The organism is Amycolatopsis keratiniphila subsp. keratiniphila (genome assembly GCF_001620365.2).
Classification (GTDB): Bacteria; Actinomycetota; Actinomycetes; order Mycobacteriales; family Pseudonocardiaceae; genus Amycolatopsis; species Amycolatopsis keratiniphila.
On record NZ_LQMT02000039.1, the window covers coordinates 179,485 to 198,354 of the forward strand.

Annotated in this window: 13 protein-coding genes; 4 read left to right on the forward strand and 9 right to left on the reverse strand. The window is 70.5% G+C overall.

What is annotated here, in order from left to right; all coding sequences use genetic code 11:
* Positions 1-114: 114 nt before the first annotated feature.
* From murJ to AVR91_RS36255, 4 genes are all read right to left on the reverse strand, one after another.
* The gene (murJ, locus tag AVR91_RS36240) at positions 115-2,055 is read right to left on the reverse strand and encodes a murein biosynthesis integral membrane protein MurJ (RefSeq protein ID WP_143254212.1); all 1,941 of its coding nucleotides are present in this window, start codon (positions 2,053-2,055) and stop codon (positions 115-117) included.
* Positions 2,056-2,138: 83 nt separating this feature from the next.
* A complete protein-coding gene (locus AVR91_RS36245) occupies positions 2,139-2,372 on the reverse strand; it encodes a hypothetical protein (protein WP_076857516.1) in 234 nt (77 codons plus the stop codon).
* 99 nt (positions 2,373-2,471) lie between these two features.
* Positions 2,472-4,613, reverse strand: a complete 2,142-nt coding sequence (locus tag AVR91_RS36250) for a DUF6049 family protein (RefSeq protein WP_063274170.1) — start codon at positions 4,611-4,613, stop codon at positions 2,472-2,474.
* Positions 4,610-5,134: an NUDIX hydrolase gene (locus AVR91_RS36255; RefSeq protein ID WP_037334014.1), complete on the reverse strand. Its 525-nt coding sequence runs from the start codon at positions 5,132-5,134 to the stop codon at positions 4,610-4,612. Before AVR91_RS36255 ends, AVR91_RS36250 begins: the two co-directional genes overlap by 4 nt.
* A 147-nt stretch (positions 5,135-5,281) precedes the next feature.
* On the opposite strand from AVR91_RS36255, the gene AVR91_RS36260 reads away from it, so the two are divergent.
* From AVR91_RS36260 to AVR91_RS36275, 4 genes are all read left to right on the forward strand, one after another.
* Positions 5,282-6,700, forward strand: coding sequence for a CCA tRNA nucleotidyltransferase (locus tag AVR91_RS36260; RefSeq protein ID WP_063274169.1), 1,419 nt, complete (start codon positions 5,282-5,284; stop codon positions 6,698-6,700).
* 79 nt (positions 6,701-6,779) lie between these two features.
* Entirely contained in the window at positions 6,780-8,087 is a 1,308-nt protein-coding gene (locus AVR91_RS36265; RefSeq protein WP_063274168.1) for a sensor histidine kinase, read from the forward strand.
* Between the two features lie 16 nt (positions 8,088-8,103).
* A complete protein-coding gene (locus AVR91_RS36270; RefSeq protein ID WP_063274167.1) occupies positions 8,104-8,955 on the forward strand; it encodes a class I SAM-dependent methyltransferase in 852 nt (283 codons plus the stop codon).
* A 19-nt stretch (positions 8,956-8,974) separates the two neighbouring features.
* Positions 8,975-9,961 carry an LLM class flavin-dependent oxidoreductase gene (locus AVR91_RS36275; RefSeq protein ID WP_063274166.1) on the forward strand — a complete coding sequence of 329 codons (987 nt, stop codon included), beginning with the start codon at positions 8,975-8,977 and terminating at the stop codon, positions 9,959-9,961.
* On the opposite strand, the gene AVR91_RS36280 is transcribed toward AVR91_RS36275, so the two are convergent.
* The 5 genes from AVR91_RS36280 to AVR91_RS36300 form a co-directional block, all read right to left on the reverse strand.
* Positions 9,962-11,890 (reverse strand): TNT domain-containing protein, encoded by a 1,929-nt coding sequence (locus AVR91_RS36280; RefSeq protein WP_063274165.1) that lies wholly within the window; start codon positions 11,888-11,890, stop codon positions 9,962-9,964. It lies immediately after the preceding gene.
* Positions 11,891-11,930: 40 nt separating this feature from the next.
* Positions 11,931-13,019, reverse strand: coding sequence for an ADP-ribosylglycohydrolase family protein (locus tag AVR91_RS36285; RefSeq protein ID WP_063274164.1), 1,089 nt, complete (start codon positions 13,017-13,019; stop codon positions 11,931-11,933).
* A 4-nt stretch (positions 13,020-13,023) separates the two neighbouring features.
* Positions 13,024-15,039 (reverse strand): YrhB domain-containing protein, encoded by a 2,016-nt coding sequence (locus tag AVR91_RS36290; protein WP_063274163.1) that lies wholly within the window; start codon positions 15,037-15,039, stop codon positions 13,024-13,026.
* A 109-nt stretch (positions 15,040-15,148) separates the two neighbouring features.
* Complete coding sequence (locus AVR91_RS36295; RefSeq protein ID WP_063274162.1) at positions 15,149-17,395, reverse strand: ADP-ribosylglycohydrolase family protein; 2,247 nt, start codon at positions 17,393-17,395, stop codon at positions 15,149-15,151.
* Positions 17,396-18,865 (reverse strand): TNT domain-containing protein, encoded by a 1,470-nt coding sequence (locus AVR91_RS36300; protein WP_143254213.1) that lies wholly within the window; start codon positions 18,863-18,865, stop codon positions 17,396-17,398.
* Positions 18,866-18,870: the final 5 nt, after the last annotated feature.

The window sequence follows — 18,870 nt, forward strand, 5'->3', positions numbered from 1 at the left end:
CGCCTCCCCTGCCTGTTCGCTCCGTCTCGTATCCACCGCACTCTCCCGCGTAGCTCCCGCCCCGAGGGTACCCAGAATACGACCCGTGAACGCGCGCCATCCGTACGTGAATCGTTATCCACGCTTGATCAACCGGGTGATCCTCGCCGTGGCGGGCTTCAATTCCTCGACCTTCAAGGCGATGAGCACGCCGAACGACACCGCGATCCCGACCACCGTCTGCAGGAGAAGTTTCACCCAGGCATGGAAAGTAGGCCCGAACGAGTCAGGCACGATCTGCCCGGCGAGCCACGCCGCGCCGACTCCGAGCACACTCGCGACGACCGTGAAGAGGATCACCCCGAGCACTCGCTTGCTCCGGAGGTTTCCGAGGGTCACCCACAGCCAGACCTGACCGAGGATCGCGCCGACGACGAACGTGAGGCCGTTGACCATCATCACGCCGAGCACGATGTTGTCCGGCGACAGCAGCGCCGGGCACAGGTACAGCAGCGGCACCTTGACCACGGTCATCACGATCATGATCAGCACCGGCGTCCGCGCGTCCTTCATCGCGTAGAACACCCGCATCTGGAGCATGACCAGCGCGTACGGCAGCAGCGCGAACGCGGAGATGGCCAGCGCCTCGCCCATGCGCGAGGCGTCTTCGACGGTGCCCTTGCCCAGGGTGAACAGGGCGATACCGACCGAACCGCCCACCACGGTCATCACCGCGGAGATCGGCACGAGCATCACCGTCGAGATCCGCGACGCGTAGGAGAGGTCGCCGATCAGCTTCTTGTGGTCGCCGTCGGCGGCCGCGCGGCTCATCCGAGGCATGATCGCGGTCAGCAGCGACACGCCGATGACGCCGTACGGCAGCTGGAAGAGCAGCCACGCGTTGCTGTACGCGGTCACACCGCCCTGCGAACCGCTGGTCAGCACCCGGGTGGTGATCGTGTAGCCGATCTGGCTGACCGCGACGTAGCCGACGGTCCACAGCGCCAGCCCGCCGAACTCCTTCATGCGCTTGTCGATGCCCCAGCGCCATTTGAACTTGAACCCGGACCGCAGCAGCGGCGGGACCAGCAGCACCGACTGCGCCACGATGCCCGAGGTCACGCCGATGCCGAGGGTCAGCAGCTTCGGGTCGGTGATCGACACCGGATCGGTGGAGATGTTCCCCGGCATGATCCACACGACGAGGATCGTGAAGATGACGACGAGGTTGTTGATCACCGGCGCCCACGCCGTCGGGCCGAAGATGTTCTTCGCGTTCAGCACCGCCGACAGCAGCGCGAACACGCCGTAGAAGAAGATCTGCGGCAGCAGCAGGTACGCGAACGCCGTGACCAGCTCGGGATTCGCCTGACCCTTGTCGTCGACGTAGAGCTTGGTGATCAGCGGCGCCGCGAACACGGCGATCGTCGTCCCGACGACGAGCAGCGTGCCCGCCACGGTGACCAGCCGTTGGGTGTAGGCCTCGCCGCCGTCCTTGTCGTCCTGCGACCGCACGAGCAGCGGGACCACCAGGCTGGACAGCACGCCGCCCATCAGCAGTTCGAAGATGATGTTCGGCATGGTGTTGGCGACGTTGAACGAGTCGTTCTCCACCTGGGCGCCGATGGCCGCGACCAACAGCAGCTTCCACGCGAAGCCGGTGATGCGGCTGATCAGCGAGGCGATCGCCATCCGGCCGCTGGACTTCGCGATCGACGGCGCCTTCGCCGGGGCGGCGACATCCTGTTCGCCGGTGTCCCCTGGACGCGGTTTGACCAGCGGCGCGTCCTTGATCGCCGGCATGACCTGCGTGGCGAGCTGGTCGTACGGGCGGAGGACGTCGGGGTCGGCGACCGGCCAGCGCGAGCCCATCGGGACGCCGGGGGTGCGCGGGATGAACCGCGTCGCGTCGGCTTCGTCACGCCGGTCGACCTGCCACGGGCGGACCGGCGGCGGCTGGCGGCGCCCGCGATGCGGCGGGGGCGGTGTCTGGTTGAGAGCCTGAGGAGCCGTCGGACGGCGCGGCGGCTGGTTCTGCGACGGCTGCGGCAGCGGCGGCCCCTGCGGAGGCGGCACCGGTTGACGGCGGGTCGGCGGAGGCGGCGTCCCCTGCCCAGGGGGCATTTTCCGCGGTGGTGGCGGCGGGTTCTGGGGTGGCCTCAGCCGTCGCGTTTCGTCGTCGGGACGGCCCACCACCCGCTGGCGGCGGCCGTCCGGCGGGGGCTGCTGGGGAGGCGGCGGCACGGCCCGCCGCGGCCGCTCACCGCGTTCGGGCGGAGGCTGCTGCGGGGGCGGCTGGCGACGCTCCGGACGGCGTGGCTGCCCTTCGGTGCGACGGGGCGGTGGCGGAGTACCTTCGCGCCGGGGACGGCCTGCACGCTCGGGCGGTACACCCGGCTCTCTTTCCAACGCGCGCCCAATCCTCGGTGCTCGGCTACGTGATGCCCGGCGGCATCGTTCGACCCAGGGTAATCGGGAACGGCCGGAAACACTTAAACCTGTGCGTCCTCGGTCACACGTGGGGCGGTTTCGTTCGTCCGATCGGCCCGCGAGTCCTTGATCCTCCGGTAGATCCGCCGGGACGACAGGAGCAGCAGCGCACCCGCCGCGGTGATGGTGATGATGATGGTGATCGCGCCGTACTCCGTGGAGGTCAGCTCGAACCGCGCGTCGGAACCGAGCGGGGTCCCGTCGGGCGTGGTCAGCGCCACGTCGACGCTGAACCGGCCGGCGCGCAGCGCCTCGACCGGGAGCAGCTGGTTGATGGCGCCGTTCGCCGGGACGGTGCGCTCCGGGACCGCTTCGGTGGGGCGCAGGCCCACGTTGTTCTTGAGCACGGTGCGGACGTTGATACCGACCGGAAGGCCGTTGGTGATGTACGCGGGCAGGGGCGACGCGCCGGAGGCCAGCGCGATCGTCTGCTTCGGCCGCTCCACGGTGACCTGGCTGCGGATCGCTTCGAGGTCGCCGCGCGCGTTGCCGGTGACGATCGCCGCGTCCGCGCCGCGCCACGAGGTCGACGCGGCCCGGATGAGGGCGAACCGGACCGGGGCGATCACGTCGGCCGGATTCACTCGTTTGGTGGCATCCATCGTCATCGCCGACGACAGGCCGAGCGTCTCGTTGTCGATCTGGGACATCTTCGCGGTGACCTCACCGCTGGTCGCGGCCGTCAGATCCTGCGGGTCGTAGTTGACCGACGCCGTCCCGGACGGGCTGTCACCGAGCAGCTCGGGCAACGGCGCCGCCTTGATCAGTCCGGCGGTGTAGAAGTCGCCCATCCGCTCCAGGAACGTGGTGAGTTCGGTGCCGCTCGCCGCCCAGTGCCGCGGCGGCGCGATCAGCAGCCGCGAGCGCGCCGGTCCCTCGGGCTGCCCGCCGAGGCCCGCCCGGAAGGCGATGGCGCCGAGCCCGTTCTGCGTGGACCCCGAGCCGTTCAGCGCGGACGAGATCAGCGCGTCGATCGGCTGCGCGCGCAGGTCCGTGCCCTCGATCGACACCCCGCCCGAAAGCGGCGAGCCGGACTGGAGCCTGCCCGAATCGGTCAGCACGGTCTTGACGCCGGCTTTGGCGATCGCTTCGACGGTCTGCGAGTCGAGGGAGCCGCCGGGCCAGAGCACGCCGTCCTGCGGCTGGATGCCGAGCAGGTTCTTGATCGTCCCGGCACCGCCCAGCGCGCTCGCCATGAGCGCGGTGTCGGTGGCGTCGCCCGCGCGGACCTTCGTCAGCGCGGTGAGGTCGGCATCGGCGAACGGGAGGGTGACCACGCACCGCCCCGCGACCAGCGCCTTCAGCCTGCCGAGCCAGTTCTTCGCGGTCTCGACGCCCTTGCCGGGAGCGCCGCCGGCGACCTGGTAGCCGCGGCTCATCCCGTCGACGGTCGCGACCAGGTCGGGGTCGATGGCCAGGCACAACGACGACGAGACCTTCGTGTCCGCCTCGGCCGCTCGCGCCGCCTCGACCAGCGAGTCGAGCCGTCCACCGGCGGCCAGTTCACCGGCGAGCCGCTCGTCCGCCAGGGTCAGCGGACCGCCGAGCGGGGACGAGACGACGTGCACGGTGCTGTTGGCGATCGGCCACAGCAGGCTCGTGGACGGCGCCGACGTGGGACGTGACGCGGGAGCCCTGCCGGGGACGCCGAGCACCGGCATCAGCAGGGTGACCGCCGCCAGCCGCTCGGGGCCGCCGAAATCCGGGGTGCCGTTGACGTTGACCAGCAACGGGTACACGCCGGGCTTCGGGAACTGTAGCTTCGACGACTGGCCGAGCGGGACGGACAGGTTCAGCGCGGCGCTCTGCCCCGGCTCCAGTTCGTCCGGTTCGAGGTCGACGAACTCGGTCGCCCCGAGGTCCTTGAACTTGTCACCGGCCAGGACGTCGCCGATCTGCTGCTCGCTCTGCAGCCTGGTGCCCAGCTGCAGCCGGACGCCCAGTTTGCTGATCCGCCGGTCGCCGATGTTGGTGACGCGGCCGGTGACCGTGAGCGAAGCCGAGTTCGTGCTGATCACGCGGGGGTTCAGCTGGTCGAGGTCCACGCGCAGCCGGGGCTGTTCCTGTGCCTGCGCGACCGCGACGGGCGAGGCGGCCAGGGCCAGGAACAGGATCGACAGGACAGTGGCGGCAAGCCGCTTCACTCAGGTGCTCCCTCGGCGGTGTGCTGTTGCTGCGCGAAGAGTTCTTTGGCCTTCCGGACCAGCTTGCGCTCGTCGGAGTAGGCGAGTTTGGTCTCCAGGTCGGCGAGCGGCACCCAGGCGACCTCGGTCACCTCGACATCCTCGTCCGAAAGTTCGCCGCCGGTGGATTCCAGGATGAAATGGTGCACCGTCTTGTGCACACGCCGTCGCTCGGCCACGAACCAGTAGTCGATGGTGCCGAGGGGCTGCAGGACGCGCGCCGAGATTCCGGTCTCTTCCTTCACCTCGCGCACCGCCGTCTGCTCCACCGTCTCACCGTCCTCGATGTGGCCCTTGGGCAGCGACCACAGCAGTCTGCCGTGCCGGTCGAGCCGCCCGATCAGCGCGGCGTTCGCCCGTTCGGCGTCGACGACGAGTCCGCCGGCCGAGGTTTCGTCGACCGTGGTCAGCCGCCGCCCCCGCCTGCGCCTCCGCCGGCGGCCCGGCTTCGAAGCGCCGGAGCGGCCGGCTGATCCAGACATGCTGCGATGCTAGAGCAAACGGCGGTACGGGTACGCTGGCTCACCGTGCCCGTGTTGGGCCGGGCCGTAGTAGTACATCCAAATCGTGGTGGGATTGTCGTGAACAAGGTGGTCGCCGGGCAGGCGATTGCGGGGAAGAGCACTGCGATGCAGAACGCTGTGACCGAGCTGATGCGCATCTCCCCGCTGGCGGACGAGCTCGCGAAGCTCTTCGCGAAGGCGGGGCACAGCCTGTACCTGGTCGGCGGCAGCGTCCGCGACATGATGCTCCGCAGGCTGTCGAGCGACCTCGACTTCACCACCGACGCCCGGCCGGACCAGGTGCTCAAGATCGTCAGCGCCTGGGGCGACGCGGTGTGGGACGTCGGCATCGCGTTCGGCACCGTCGGTGTGACCAAACAGGGCATGACCCTGGAGATCACCACGTTCCGCGCCGACAGCTACGACCGCGTCGGCCGCAACCCCGAGGTCACCTTCGGCGACAGCATCGAGGGAGACCTGCTCCGCCGCGACTTCACGGTCAACGCGATGGCGATCGACCTGGCGAACAAGACCTTCGTCGACCCGCACGACGGGCTCCAGGCGCTGCAGGACAAGGTGCTCGACACGCCCGCGACCCCGCAGGAGTCCTTCGCCGACGATCCGCTGCGCATGCTGCGGGCCGCGCGGTTCTCCGCGCAGCTCGGGTTCACCGCGGCGCCGCGCGTGGTCGACGCGATGTCGTCGATGGCCGAGGAGATCGACCGGATCACCGCCGAGCGCGTCCAGGCCGAGCTGTCGAAGCTGCTGCTCGCGGACGACCCCCGGCCCGGGATCGAGCTGCTGGTGGACACCCGTCTCGCCGATCGCGTGCTCCCCGAAGTGCCGGGGATGCGGCTGGCGATCGACGAGCACCACCAGCACAAGGACGTCTACCAGCACTCGCTGACCGTGCTCGCGCAGGCGATCGACCTGGAGAAGTCGCACGAACCGACCTCCGAGCCGGATCTGATCCTGCGGCTCGCGGCGCTCCTGCACGACATCGGCAAGCCCGCGACGCGCGAGTTCCAGCCCGGTGGCGGCGTGAGCTTCCACCACCACGAGGTCGTCGGCGCGAAAATGGCGCGCAAGCGTTTGCGGGCGCTGAAGTTCTCGAAGGAGATCGTCCAGGACGTCAGCCAGCTCGTGTTCCTTCACCTGCGGTTCCACGGCTACGGCAAGGGCGAATGGACGGATTCGGCGGTGCGGCGCTACGTCACCGACGCCGGTGACCTGCTGCCCCGGCTGCACAAGCTCGTGCGCGCCGACTGCACCACGCGAAACCGCAAGAAGGCGGCCGCGCTGCAGGCGACCTACGACGACCTCGAGCGGCGGATCGCGGCGATCCAGGCACAGGAGGACCTCGACCGGGTCCGGCCGGACCTCAACGGCGAGGAGATCATGCGGATCCTCGGGCTCAAGCCGGGGCCGGACGTCGGCAAGGCGTGGAAGCACCTGAAGGAACTGCGGCTCGACCGCGGCCCGCTGGAGCACGACGAGGCGGTGGCCGAATTGAAGAAGTGGGCCGCCGAGAACGGCATAGGCTGAGATAAACCCCCTTGGTCTCTGGATCCACACGGCGTAACCGGAGATACTCCTGCCGGTGCTCCGGGCAGGGGGAAAATCCATGGCGAAGCGGCCGCCCAGTTTCCTGGTGACTTTGCTGCGCCGTGGCGCGCCCGCGCTGGCGACGGCGACGAGCGAGCTTTCGGACGAGGTCGGCGATCCGACACCGATGCGCGCGCTGCGGCGGATCCAGCAGATGTCCGGTCCCATCGACACGGCACATCGCGACAACCTGCTGCTCAGAGCCGCCCGCTACGTCGCCCTCGTCCCGCTGGTCTACCGGCTTTTCGCGGTGCCCGGCGCGTTCGGCGTCTACGTCTCCACGCACGGCATGATCGGGATCGGCCCGGTCGGGCTGGTGGCGCTCGGTTCGGTCGGGCTCTCGCTGTACGGGATCCGGTGGATGCTGCGCTCGGCGCCGTTCCGCCCGCAGCACGCCGCCCGGCTGCTCGCGATCGACCTCGTGTTCACCCTGCTCGCGCCGCTGGCCGTCGGCGCGCTGGTGCCGGCTTCGGTCTTCACCGAGGCGATGGCGGTTCCCGGCAAACACCTGCTCGGCGAGGTCGCGCTGCTGGCGCTGGCGCTGGGCATGCCCGCCGCCGCGGCGCTCGCCGTCGTCAGCTTCCCGGTGCGGATGCTGGCGTCGGTGTTCGGCACCGGTCACGCCGCGCCCGGCGACGCCATGGCCACCTTCCCGGCGATCCTCGGTGTGCTCTTCACCGCGAGCGGCGCCCTCGTCCTGATCGGGCTCGGCACCCGGCTCGCTCTCGCGTACGGCATCCGCAACGGCCGGATCGCCGAACGTGCCCGCCAGCACCGGATGCTGCACGACTCCGTGCTGCAGACCCTCGAAGCGATCGCGCTGGCCAACAAGGGCGATCCGGCCGCGCGGCTCGCCGAGGTGCAGCGGCTGGCGCGGGCGCAGTCGATGGAGCTGCGGCGGACGATCGAGAACGAGGCTTCGGAACGCTCGGAGGCCGGGTCGCGGCCGCTCGGCGAGAAGCTCGCCTCGCTGGCCGCGGAGATGGCGCGGGACGGGTTGCGTGCCCAGCTCGTGATCGCGGAGCTCGACGACGACACGCTTTCCGAGGTACGGCAGATCGCCATCCGCGACGCCGTCCGCGAGTCGCTGCGCAACACGCTCAAGCACGCGGGGACGGACAAGGTCGTGGTGCGGGTCGAGGAGCAGGAAGGCGGCGTCGCGGTGATCACGCGCGACCACGGCGCCGGGTTCAGCCTCGACACCCGGCCCGCCGGTTTCGGGATCAGCGAGTCCATCACCGCCCGCCTGAACGAGGTCGGCGGGACCGCGCGGGTGGAGTCGGCTCCGGGCAATGGCACCAGAGTCACCCTTTGGGTGCCTTTCTGACGGTAAACAGGAGAACATGAAGAAAACGGACGTCCTGGCCGAAGCGCTCACCGCGTACCGCGACGGTGACCGGGCCAAGGCAGCGGACCTCGCCGAGCGGGCCGGATCCACGCTCGGCATCGAACTGCACCGATACCTGACCGAGGGCGGCGGTGGTGCCGTCTACGACCGGCCCGCCGCGTTCACCGCGTTCATCCGCGGGGGCGGGAACGTCAAGCTCTACCGGCAGCTCAGCGCCATGCTCGCCCGGCGCTACGGCACCGTCGGTTCGCTGCTCGACCTCGGTTGCGGAGACGGGCTCGCCGTCGTCCCGGCCCTCGAACAGGCGGACCGGCAGCCGGGCCGGATCGATCTCGTCGAGCCGTCGCGCGCTCTGCTGGCGGAAACGCGCAAGCACCTCGACGGCACCCGCGGCCTGCACACCTGGGAGGCCACCGCGCAGGAGTTCCTCGACCGCGACGACGACCAGCAGTGGCAGCTGACGCAGTCGACCTTCGCGCTCCAGTCGATCCCGACCGAGGAACGCACCGAGGTCCTGCGGGCGCTCCGGCCCCGAACCTCCTGTCTGGTGCTGGCCGAGTTCGACGTGCCCGAGTACGACGAGGACTCCGCCGAGTACCTGCTTTCCCTGGTCACGCGCTACGAACGCGGGATCGCTGAGTACGGCAAGGAGGCGTCGCTGGTGGCGCAGGGGTTCCTGCTGCCGGTCCTGCTCGGCCTGGTCGAACCCGGGACGGGCCGGACGAACTGGGAGCAGCCCGCCACCGATTGGGCTTCGCAGCTGAAGGAAGCGGGCTTCACCGGCATCCGGATCGAGCCGCTCGCGGACTACTGGTGGTCGCCCGCGGTGCTGATCACCGCGTCCTGAGTTTGGCTACGTTGGGGGTATGGGGATCCCGCTTTCCGCGCTCGAACTCGCCATCGTCGAGGACGGCCGCGCGGCCACCGAAGTACTCGCTTCGACAGCCACCGTCACCACGAAACTGGAGGAACTGGGGTACCACCGCGTCTGGATCGCGGAGCACCACGGCTCGCCGGCCATCGCCACGGCTTCGCCGCCGGTGCTTGCCGCGCATCTGGCGGCGGTGACGTCGTCGATCCGGGTCGGTTCCGGCGGGGTGATGGCGCCGAACCACGCCCCGCTGGCGGTCGCCGAGCAGTTCGCGACGCTTTCGGCGCTGCACCCCGGCCGGATCGACCTCGGCGTCGGGCGTGGTCCGGGCACCTTCGACGAGAAGATCGTCCGGGCGCTGCGACGCGGCGCGGATCCGGCGACGGACGGCGAATACCGCGCCGACGTCGCCGAGTTGCTGCGTCATCTGGCCGGGGAGACGGGGATCCGGGTGCTGCCCGGCGAGGTGCCGACGCCGGAGCCGTGGCTGTTGTGCTCGAGTGCGGCCGGCGCCGGTCTCGCCGCCGAGCTCGGCCTGCCGATCGCGGTCGCGCACCACATCCGGCCGCAGAACACGGCCGAGGTGCTGCAGGCGTATCGCGAGAACTTCAAGCCATCCCGGTGGCGCGAAGAGCCGTACGTGATCCTTTGCGTCGAGACCATCTGCGCGGACACGGACGCCGAAGCGGCCTACGTCGCCGGGCCGTGCGCGGTGATCAAGTCGTACCTGCTCAACGGCGAGGGCGGCGACCTCGCCTTCCCGACCAGGGAGCAGGCCGCCGCACACGAGTTCACGCCGGAGTCGAAGGAGCTGATCGCGCAGTTCACCGCCGCGCAGGCACACGGCGGACCGGAGAAGGTGGTGCGGTCGCTGAAGGATCTCGCCGCGGCCACCGGTGCCGACGAGCTGATGCTGACGGCACCGGTGTACGACGCGGCCGCGCGGGCCCGGTCCTACGAGCTGGTCGCGAAGGCCTTCTGACTACTGGACCCGGGAGAGCGCGCCGGTTTCGAGATGCTGGGCGATCGGCCGGGGCAGCACGTAGGCCACGGCCCCGCCCGGCGTCCCGTTCCACGGCGCGGTGATACCGGTGACCACGCGCAGCGGCCGCAGGACGCGGTAGAGACGGCGCTCCCGTTCGCGGTCGGCGGCCAGCGACGTCTCGATGAACCGCGCCGATTCGGCGTGCACGAGGTTGCCGGTCTCGTTCCCGAACCGCTGCACCGTGGTGCCCGCCGGGAGGACGACGATCCGCTTGCGCCGGAAGAAGTTCAGCGGCGGCTCGCCCCGCAGCGGCAGGATCGGCCAGTCGGCCGGGTTGTCGGCCTCCTCGCTCGCGCCCGCCGCGGCCCGTGCCGGATACAGCAGCAGGGTGCCGAGGAAGAACCGCGCCGCCTCTTCGAGTTTGGCGAACGCCACCGGCTCGTCGGTCGGCGGACGGGACACCTCCCAGCCGCTTTCGGTGCGGCGCAAGGTCCAGAGCCCCGGCTCCGGTACCGCGTTCGCGCCGATCCGGTACGACGTCGGCGCCACGCCGTGCTCGGCCAGCCGCTGGTACAGGACGTCCAGCACCTCGACGGCCCGGATGTCGCGAGACGGTTCGCCGTCGCGTTCGACCCGGGTGCGGGCACTGTCGTCCGGCAGGTCCGCGGCGGTCTGCGGCGGCCGGGGCTTGCCGACGATCTCCGCCTCGGCGGTCGCCCGCACCAGCTCGCCGATCAGCGGCGGCCGGAAACCGGCGGCCCGGATGTGCTCGACCAGCTCGGGTTCCGGCGGCACCCCGTACTTCCGCAGGTAGTGGGGGACGGCCGCGGGCCAGATCCAGACGCCGTCGGTGTGGAAGGCGTTCGGCACGTCCGGCGGGCCGTTCGGGGTGAAGATGTCGGGCTGCGGGCCCGGCCGGGTCAGCGCCACCGGCGAGCGGAAGAGGTAGTCGAGGACGCCGCGCATCATGTCCGGCGGCACCGGCGGCCGGTTGACGACCGGTCGTTCGCCCTCGTTGTGCGCGTCGACGACCTGCGCGTGCCGGAACACGATGTCGAGCGGCAGGCCCGCCTTGGCCGAAAGCCAGGCCGGGACGTGTTTCTGGTCGCGCGGGAAGATCGCGAGCTCGGTCGCGTACGCGCGCGGAGACGGCTTCCCGCCTTCGTTCGGCGCGAGCCGCCACGTCGGTTCCTGGTCGGCGTCGAAGTCGAAGTCGAAGTGCGACTCCGAGTCGAGCGTGAACGTGCCCTGGAACCAGGTGCCGGTCTCGGGCTGGTGCATCGCCGCGCGCAGCCGCGCGAACAGCGAGCCGAGCTCCGGCGGCGCCGCGATCGACACCGACACCGGGCCGTTGCCCTCGTCGCCGACCGAGCGGACCTCGAGTTCGGAGTAGTCGCCGACCTGCCGGAACTGGGCGCCGACCCGCTGCCAGCCCGGCGGCAGCACGCGCAGCAGCGTCCGGCCGATGGCGCGTAGCAGCGCGCCCTGATCGCCCGTACCCGGCTGAAGCCGGGCTTCCGGCGTCTCGACGAAGTCGTGCCTGGTCTGCCACAAGGCCGTCAGCCGCGTCGGCGCGGCCGTGGTCGAGAAGTCCGTCAGGCCCAGTTCGGCCGCGCGGGCCGCGTCCTCGCCGGCCCAGCGCAACGTCAGGTCGCCGCCGCCGGTGCTCGGCGCGATCTGGAAGTGCTCGTCGTCGAACCGGCCGTACGACTGGAGGCTGAAGGTCGCTCCCGCCTCGCCGTTCAGCACGACCCTGGCCGGACGGCCGTTCCAGTCGCGGTCGAAGCCCTCGGGCGCCGCTTCCCCCGGCGGCGCGATGAGCAGCAGCGTGCCGTCTTCGGTCGACCGCTGGGCCGCGAAGACGGTGTCCCCCCAGACGGCGTACAGGCCATCCGGCCGCTCCGCCGCTTGAACCCGGTAACGCACTATGTGTCCCCTCCCCAAGTACCCCAAACCGGAGGTAAATCTAGTGGGCCGGATAGCGGGCGTACCACCGGTCGTCACCCGGTGCGCTCCCGCCGAACTCCGCGAGCGCGTCGTCCGCCAGCCCGCCGATGACCTCGGCCAGCTCCAGCTTCGCGAGCCAGTCGGTGTTGAGCGCTTCCTCGCCGTACATCGCGCCGACGAGGTTTCCGCAGATCGACCCGGTCGAGTCGCTGTCGCCGCTGTGGTTCACCGACGCGAGCAGCGCGGCGTTCGCGTCCGTGGTGGTCAGCGCGACGTAGACCGACATCGAAAGCGCGGTTTCGCCGATGTTCCCCTGGCCGAGTGTTTCGAGCTTCTCCGGCGTCGGGGCGCCTTCCTTCGCGAGGGCGAGTGCCTGGTCGAGTGCGACGCTCTGCTCCTCGTGACCCTGGTACTTCTCCAGCTCGGCACGGGCGGTCGCGATGGCGTCGAGCAGCGGTTTCCCGAGTAGCAGTTCGCGCACGATCACCGCGAAGGCACCCGACGAGAGATACCCGCTCGGGTGACCGTGCGTCAGCGCCGCGCTCTCGGCGCCGAGCCGGAACACCTCGGCGAGGTCGTCCGACCACAGCGCGACCGGTGCCGCGCGCATGATCCCGCCGCAGCCCTTCGAGTTGTTCACCGGCTTGTCCATGCCGGCGCGCACGCCCGTCCTGCCGTACGCCTCCAGCTCGCTGAAGCAGGTGAGCCCGGGTGCGCGACGGCTGAACAGCTCGCGGTTCGTGATCAGCCAGCCGTCCGGTTCCGCGCTCGTGTCCTGCGGGCCGCGGGCGCGCTCCCACGAGACGCCCTGGGTGTGCAGCCAGCGCTGGTAGGCCAGCTGGAGCGACTGCTCGACGGGCACCGTTCCGTGGTGGGCCCTGATCAGGCCTTCGAGGGTGAAGAGCGTCATCTGGGTGTCGTCGGTGATGCGCCCGACGCCGCCGTACGCGGGGATGAGGTCGGTGATCCCGGCGGGGCCGGCGATCTCGCGGATGCGGTCGATCGAGTCGAACTCGGTCTTCGCGCCGAGCGCGTCACCGATCGCCCCGGCGAACAGGCTGCCGCGCAGCCGCGACCTGGTCGCCGGATGTTGAAGCCACTCGCGCATTGCTCTACTGATCTCCTCGTGGATACCGCTTCGCTTCCCAGCGCCGCCGCTCTTCGGGCTCGCGGGGCAGGCCGAAGCGGTTGAAGTAGTAATAGGCGTCGCCCGCCAGATTGTCGATGACGCCGAGGCCGGCGTACGCGGCGAGCCAGGCCTCCGGCAGACCGGGCACGGTGAGCCTCGCGCCCACCATCGCGCCGGTCAGCGCGGCCGTCACCGAACCGCCGCGAGCGGCCAGCGCCAGCGCCGCTTCGGCGTCGTACCCGCGCTTGGCGGCGGCGAACAGGGCCCGGCCGAGCACCGAAAGCGGCGTCCGGCCGTCGCCGATGCTGTCGAACTGCTCGATGTCGTCTCCGCCGATGTCGTTGCGGAGGTCGAGCACCGTCTTGACCAGCTCGCCGACCTCGCCGCTGTACTCGTCGAAGCCTTCGAGGAAGTTCGCGACCGCCGGTTCGCCGTTCTGGGCCGCGAGTTGGGCGCGGAACACGTTCACCAGCAGTTCGGCGCCGTGGACGACCTCGTGACCGGCCGCGGAACCGACCAGTTCGCGGACCACCTTCATCGCGTAGAAGGTACTGTCGGCGGGACCCTGCACGCCACCGGTCACCGTCGCGGCGAGCGCGGTCGCCAGCATGGCCGAGAACTCGGCGGGTGCCGGTCCGGCGGCCGCGGTGGCCTTGGCGACCCAGCCGTCCGGCCGTCCACCCGCGGGCAGCGAGGCCGGGATCTCGGGTTTGTCCGGCGTCGGGTCCAGGCCGCGGATCACCGATTCGGTGTGGAACAGCAGCTGCCGGGTCAGGCCGCCGAGCGGCAGGCCGTCGGCAGGATCGGCGCCAGAGCCGAGTGCGTCTCCGAGCGCGAAGCCGACGTACGCGCCGAGAAGCCTCGGGTACGCAAAGCTGCCGACGGGGAGCGTCGGGTCGTAGAACTTCCCGAACGTCCAGGCGCTCGGACGCGGCTCACCATTGTCGTAAAAGTGCGTGACCAGCCCGTTCGCGAACAGGTCTTCGGGCAGTTCGGGCAGCGGACGGCCGTCGTACTTCGCCCGCGAGCGCTCGAACGACAGCGTCGCGGCCTGCGTGAAGAGAGTGAGCTCTTCGCTGCTCAGCGGGTAGCCGTTGTCCCGCGCCTGGTCGACGAGGCTCCGCAGGTTCGCGACGGCCGGAGTGTCGTACTCCCCGCTGAAGTAGGCGGGACGCCCGACGGACTCCGGCCGCTCGGTACCGGCCGGGAGTTCGAGGTCGGCGACCTGCCGCAGCGTCTCCGGGTAGACGTTGAACGTCTCCGGACGCCCGGGGTTGACCAGCAGACCGACGCCGGGGTTGTCCTTGCCCCGGCGCAGGAGCACGCGGGGCTGGATCCGCTGCCACACCGTGTACTCGGACGGCACCTGAGCCTCGGAGGTGTAGACGACGAAACGCACGCCCGCGTCACCGAAGTCGCGGACCTGCAGGTGGCCGTCCTTCGCCGGGGCCAGCACGTCGAGGTCGAGCATCCAGTGGACGAACTCCTCCGGCGTGATCCACTCGACGCGGAGATAGCCGAGAAGTGTCTCGACGGGGCTTTCCGGTGCCGGGCGGCCGGCGAACCGCGGCCCCGGCCGGTGGTCGGGGTTCGCGCGGACCGCGCCGGTCGGCTCCCCGAGGAGCGTGTGCTGCTCCCAGCGCAGGATCGCCGCCTTCGGCACGGGCAAGCCGGGGACCGCGGCCGGATCGAATTCGGGATCGACGACTTCCGCCCACCGGGTGAACGCGTCCGGATCGTCTCCCGCCGCCGAAACGGCCATCAGCTCCAGGTCGAGGCGGATCTCTCCGCCGTCGTCCGGGACGAAGGCGACCGGGCTGGGGAACAGGCCCGCGCCGGGGTCGGTGCCGTCGAGCCAGCCGACGGTGTTGTACGTGACGTTCCAGCCGTCGGTCGCGCGCACGACGTAGTCGCGGCGGACCCGCAACGCGCCGGTGCCCTCCCCGCCTCGGTCCGTCAGCCACTCCTCGACACGGCTGACGGCTTCCTCTTCGTTCATCGTCCCCATTCCAGTTGCCTGTCGGTGAACCCGCGCCTACGGCCGGAGTGGGTTCACGCCTTCGGTCGCTTTTCCAGGCTTCATCTCAGCTCCGCCCCCCATTCCAGTTTCACCAGCGGGGATACCGCTGGGACCAGCCGTCGACCTCGTGCAGCGCCGAATGGCGGTCGAAGTGCCAGAACGCGTCCGTGGCGATGTTCTCCAGCAGGTAACGCAGTTCCAGCTGCTCGACCCACTTCTGCGGCAGCCCGGGGATACCGGTGCGGGCGCCGAGCAGCGCGCCGGCGATGGCGCCGGTGATCGCGCTGCGGCCCGAGTGGTTGACCGCCCGCAGCAGCGCCTGCTCCGGGTAGTTCTCGAAGCCGGACAGCGCCGCGAACGCGCGGCCCAGCACGGAAAGCGTGCTCTTGCCGTCGCCGATCAGCTCCGGGACCCGCAGGTCGGGCAGGCCGTGCTTGCCGAAGAACGGCACCGATTCCGCGACCATCGCCTTGAGATCCGCCCAGACCGGCCCCCGCTGGTGCGGGTTCTGGTCGCTGAAGATCTCGCGGGAGGTGTTCCAGATCGGGTAGCTGAACGCCTCCGAGGTCAGCGCGGGTTCGAACAGCCAGGTCAGGTAGGTCGCCGCTTCGACGTCGACCTCGCCGGGATGCGTGACCGCGACGAGGTCGCGCACCGCCTGCCGGACGCCGCCGCTCATCGCGCTCCCCGGCCCGGCCGCGGTCATCGCCGCCGGCAGCGCCGCGACCAGCGCGTCCGGCCCGCTCATCGGCATCGCCGTCGGCGAGACGGTCGCCAGCGCGTGGTAGGCGTTCAGCTCGGCGTCGTCGGGGGTGCGGCGGACACGGAGTTCCGGCACCTTCACGAGCCAGCCGTCGGCGTTGTCCAGCGGCGCGCCCTGGGTGTGCAGCCAGCGCATCAGCGAGTTGCGGGCGACCGTGCCGAGCGCCTTCTCGGCGTCGCGGTTCTCCGGCTGCTCGCGATGCGGGCTGCGGATCACGGCCTCGGTGTAGAACAGCAGCCGCTGGGTGAGCGGCCCGACGCGACCGGGCAGGTCGAAGGCGACCGTCAGGTCGGAGACGCCCTCGGGGCCGTAGGTGTTGTGGATTTCGTCGAGCCGCATGCGGTCGACGGCCGCCCCGAGCGCCTCTCCGAGCGCGAAGCCCACGTACGCGCCCGTGACGCGCTGCCAGCCGTAGCGCGAGCTGGAGCGGTCTCGGTCGAAGTACTTGCCGAAGGTGTCCAGACGCGGCTGGATCTGGCCTTCGTTGTCGTAACCCGGCGCCAGCCCGTTCGCCCGCAGGTCGTTCGGCCGGGCGCGGGTCGGTTCCGGCTGCTTGAGCCGGGCCAGCCAGGACTGGCCGAGGACGGTCTTCTGGCATTCCTCGGCACTCAGCTCGAACCCGCGGCGGCGTGCCCGCTCGGCCGCGGCCAGTGGCGGCTTCACCGGCTCGGACAGGCCCATCTTCGCGGCGGTTTCGACCGCGAGGGTCTCCAGCTCCGGTTCCGCTTCCGGGCAGCGTTCGTTGACGTCGACCCCCGGGCCCCGGCGGGGGAACCGCTGCGCGGTCTCGGCGAGCTCGGCGCCGCTGACGTCCTCGAACGTCGCGGGACCGCCGTTGATCACGAGGTTCGGCGGGCTCTCGTACCCGGCCAGGGTGGCGATGTCGACCTTCCAGTACCCGTGTTCGCGGGACGGGAGGTTCCTGGTGGAGCTGAACACGCGCAGCTCGGCGCGTTCCTCGTTGAAGTAGAACCGCTCCGTCTTGCCCGACGCCAGGTCGAGCGGGACGTAGACCTCGCAGCGCAGCAGCCCGATGAGCAGCTGTTCCCTGGTCAGCCAGCCGACACTGGCGAACGACAGCAGCGTTTCGAGCTTGTTCTCCGGTTTCGGGTAGCCGCGGCGGACCGGACCGGCCTTGTACTCGGGGTTCTCCCGTTCCTCCCCGGTCTGCACGCCTTCCGCGTTGACCTTGACCCAGCCCGCGACCACCGCCGGCGGGACGCCGAGGTCACCGAGACCGGACTTGGCGTACTCGGGGTCGACGACCTCGCGCCAGGCCTCCTGGCCGGGGAACGCGACCGGGACGCTGAGCCCGCCGGGCTGCGGATGCGCCTGGCGCAGCTCGCCGTCGGGCTCGCGCACGATCACCGACGGCGGCGGGAAGATCTCCTTCTCGGCGTGACCCTCGTCGAGGAAGGCGATCGTGTTGTAGGGGACAGACCAGCCCTCAGGGATGCGCAGGACCTTCTCGTGGTTCACGCGCAGGCCGGCGCCGCCCGGTTCGGACACGTCCGGACCGTGGACCGCGCGCAGCCACTCTTCGACCTTGGCTACCGCTTCCGCCGATTCCACCTACTCGATCCTCTCCAGGCTGCCGTCGGACACGTGCTCGGCGATGGTCCTCGGGAGCACGTAGGCCACCGCCCCACCGGGCATGTTCGCCCAAGGGACGGTGACACCGATGATCACGTGGAGCGGGCGTCGCAGCCGGTAGGTCCCACCGACACGCTCCCGTTCCAGCGGCAGGGACGTCGTGGCGAACCGTACCCCTCCGTGGTGAACCAGATTGCCGGTTTCCTCGCCGAACCGCAGTACGACCGTACCGGCGACCATCCGGCTGACGCGCTTGTTGCGGAGCAAGGTGAGGGGAGGCTCACCCGGCGCCGCCTGCACCGGCCAGTCGGCGAGTTCCTTCGCCGTCTCCAGTGGCGTCTCATGTCCGGCGGTCATCCTCGCCGGATGCAGCAGAAGCGCGCCGAGTAGCTGATGCGACGCGTCTTCGAGCTTGTCGAAATACTTCGGTGAGACCGCGGCGCCATCCGAGTAAGCCGCGACCTCCCAGCCCTTCTCGGTGAAGTTGAGGCACCAGGCGCCGTCCGCGCGGTCGCCGATGCGGTAGGCCTCGGGCCAGACGGCGTGTTCGCCGAGCCTGCTGACCAGCACGACCAGGAGTTCTTCGTCGATCAGCTGCGGATTGGGCGACGTCTCCAGCTCCGCGGCGATGTCGCCCTCGGTCCTCTTGACGTCGGAGCGGCCCGGTCTCGGCCGCGGCTTGCCGAGCAGATCCGCCTCCGCGGTACGCCGCACCAGATGCTCGACGTACGGCGGCTGGAAGCGCTGACCGCGGATGTGCTCGACCAGCTCCGGCTCCGGCGGGACCCCGTATTTCCGCAGGTAGTGCGGCACGGACGCGTGCCAGATCCAGGTGCCGTCGGTGTGGTAGCTCTCCGGGACGTCGCCATCGGCCTCCGGATCGAAGATGTCCTTGCCGAGTCCGCTGCCGGACAGGATCGCCGGTTCACGTTCGAGGTACTGCGCGACCAGCGGCGCCTCGGACTCGTCGAGCTCCGGTCTGTCCACCACCGGCGGCTCGCCCTCGGTGTACGCGTCGACGATCCGGGCGTGCCGGAACTCGACTCGCAACGGCAGCTGAGCGCGTAGCCGCCACCAGTCCGGGACGTGCTCGTCCTCGCGCGGGAACGCGGCCAGCTCGTCCGGGTACGCCGAAGACGGTGGTGCCTCGGTCCACGACGGCTCGTCGTCGAGAGTGAAGTCGAAGTCGAAGGTGCCGTCGGGTTTCAGCGTGAACCGCGACTGGAGCCAGGTCCCCCGGCCGGTCGCGTACATCCCGGTGCGAAGCCTGCCGAAGAGCTCGTTCAGCTCGGACGCGGGCGCGAGGTTGTGGCCCTCGAGTTCGGTGTGCTCCCCGGCCTGCCGGAAATCGGCGACCGCGGCGTGGGCGGGGTCGGTGATACCCGCCAGGATGAGCCTGCCGATCTGGACCAGCAGCCCGCGCTGTTGTTCCGGAGTGAGTTGTTCCACGTGAA

What these genes read in the sequence shown, in the direction of transcription:
- AVR91_RS36275 (WP_063274166.1), top strand. Translation starts at nt 8,975, where the DNA reads ATGGGGATCCCGCTTTCCGCGCTCGAACTCGCCATCGTCGAGGACGGC.
- AVR91_RS36270 (WP_063274167.1), top strand. Translation starts at nt 8,104, where the DNA reads ATGAAGAAAACGGACGTCCTGGCCGAAGCGCTCACCGCGTACCGCGAC.
- AVR91_RS36265 (WP_063274168.1), top strand. Translation starts at nt 6,780, where the DNA reads ATGGCGAAGCGGCCGCCCAGTTTCCTGGTGACTTTGCTGCGCCGTGGC.
- AVR91_RS36255 (WP_037334014.1), bottom strand. Translation starts at nt 5,134, where the DNA reads ATGTCTGGATCAGCCGGCCGCTCCGGCGCTTCGAAGCCGGGCCGCCGG.
- AVR91_RS36290 (WP_063274163.1), bottom strand. Translation starts at nt 15,039, where the DNA reads ATGAACGAAGAGGAAGCCGTCAGCCGTGTCGAGGAGTGGCTGACGGAC.
- AVR91_RS36260 (WP_063274169.1), top strand. Translation starts at nt 5,282, where the DNA reads ATGCAGAACGCTGTGACCGAGCTGATGCGCATCTCCCCGCTGGCGGAC.
- AVR91_RS36285 (WP_063274164.1), bottom strand. Translation starts at nt 13,019, where the DNA reads ATGCGCGAGTGGCTTCAACATCCGGCGACCAGGTCGCGGCTGCGCGGC.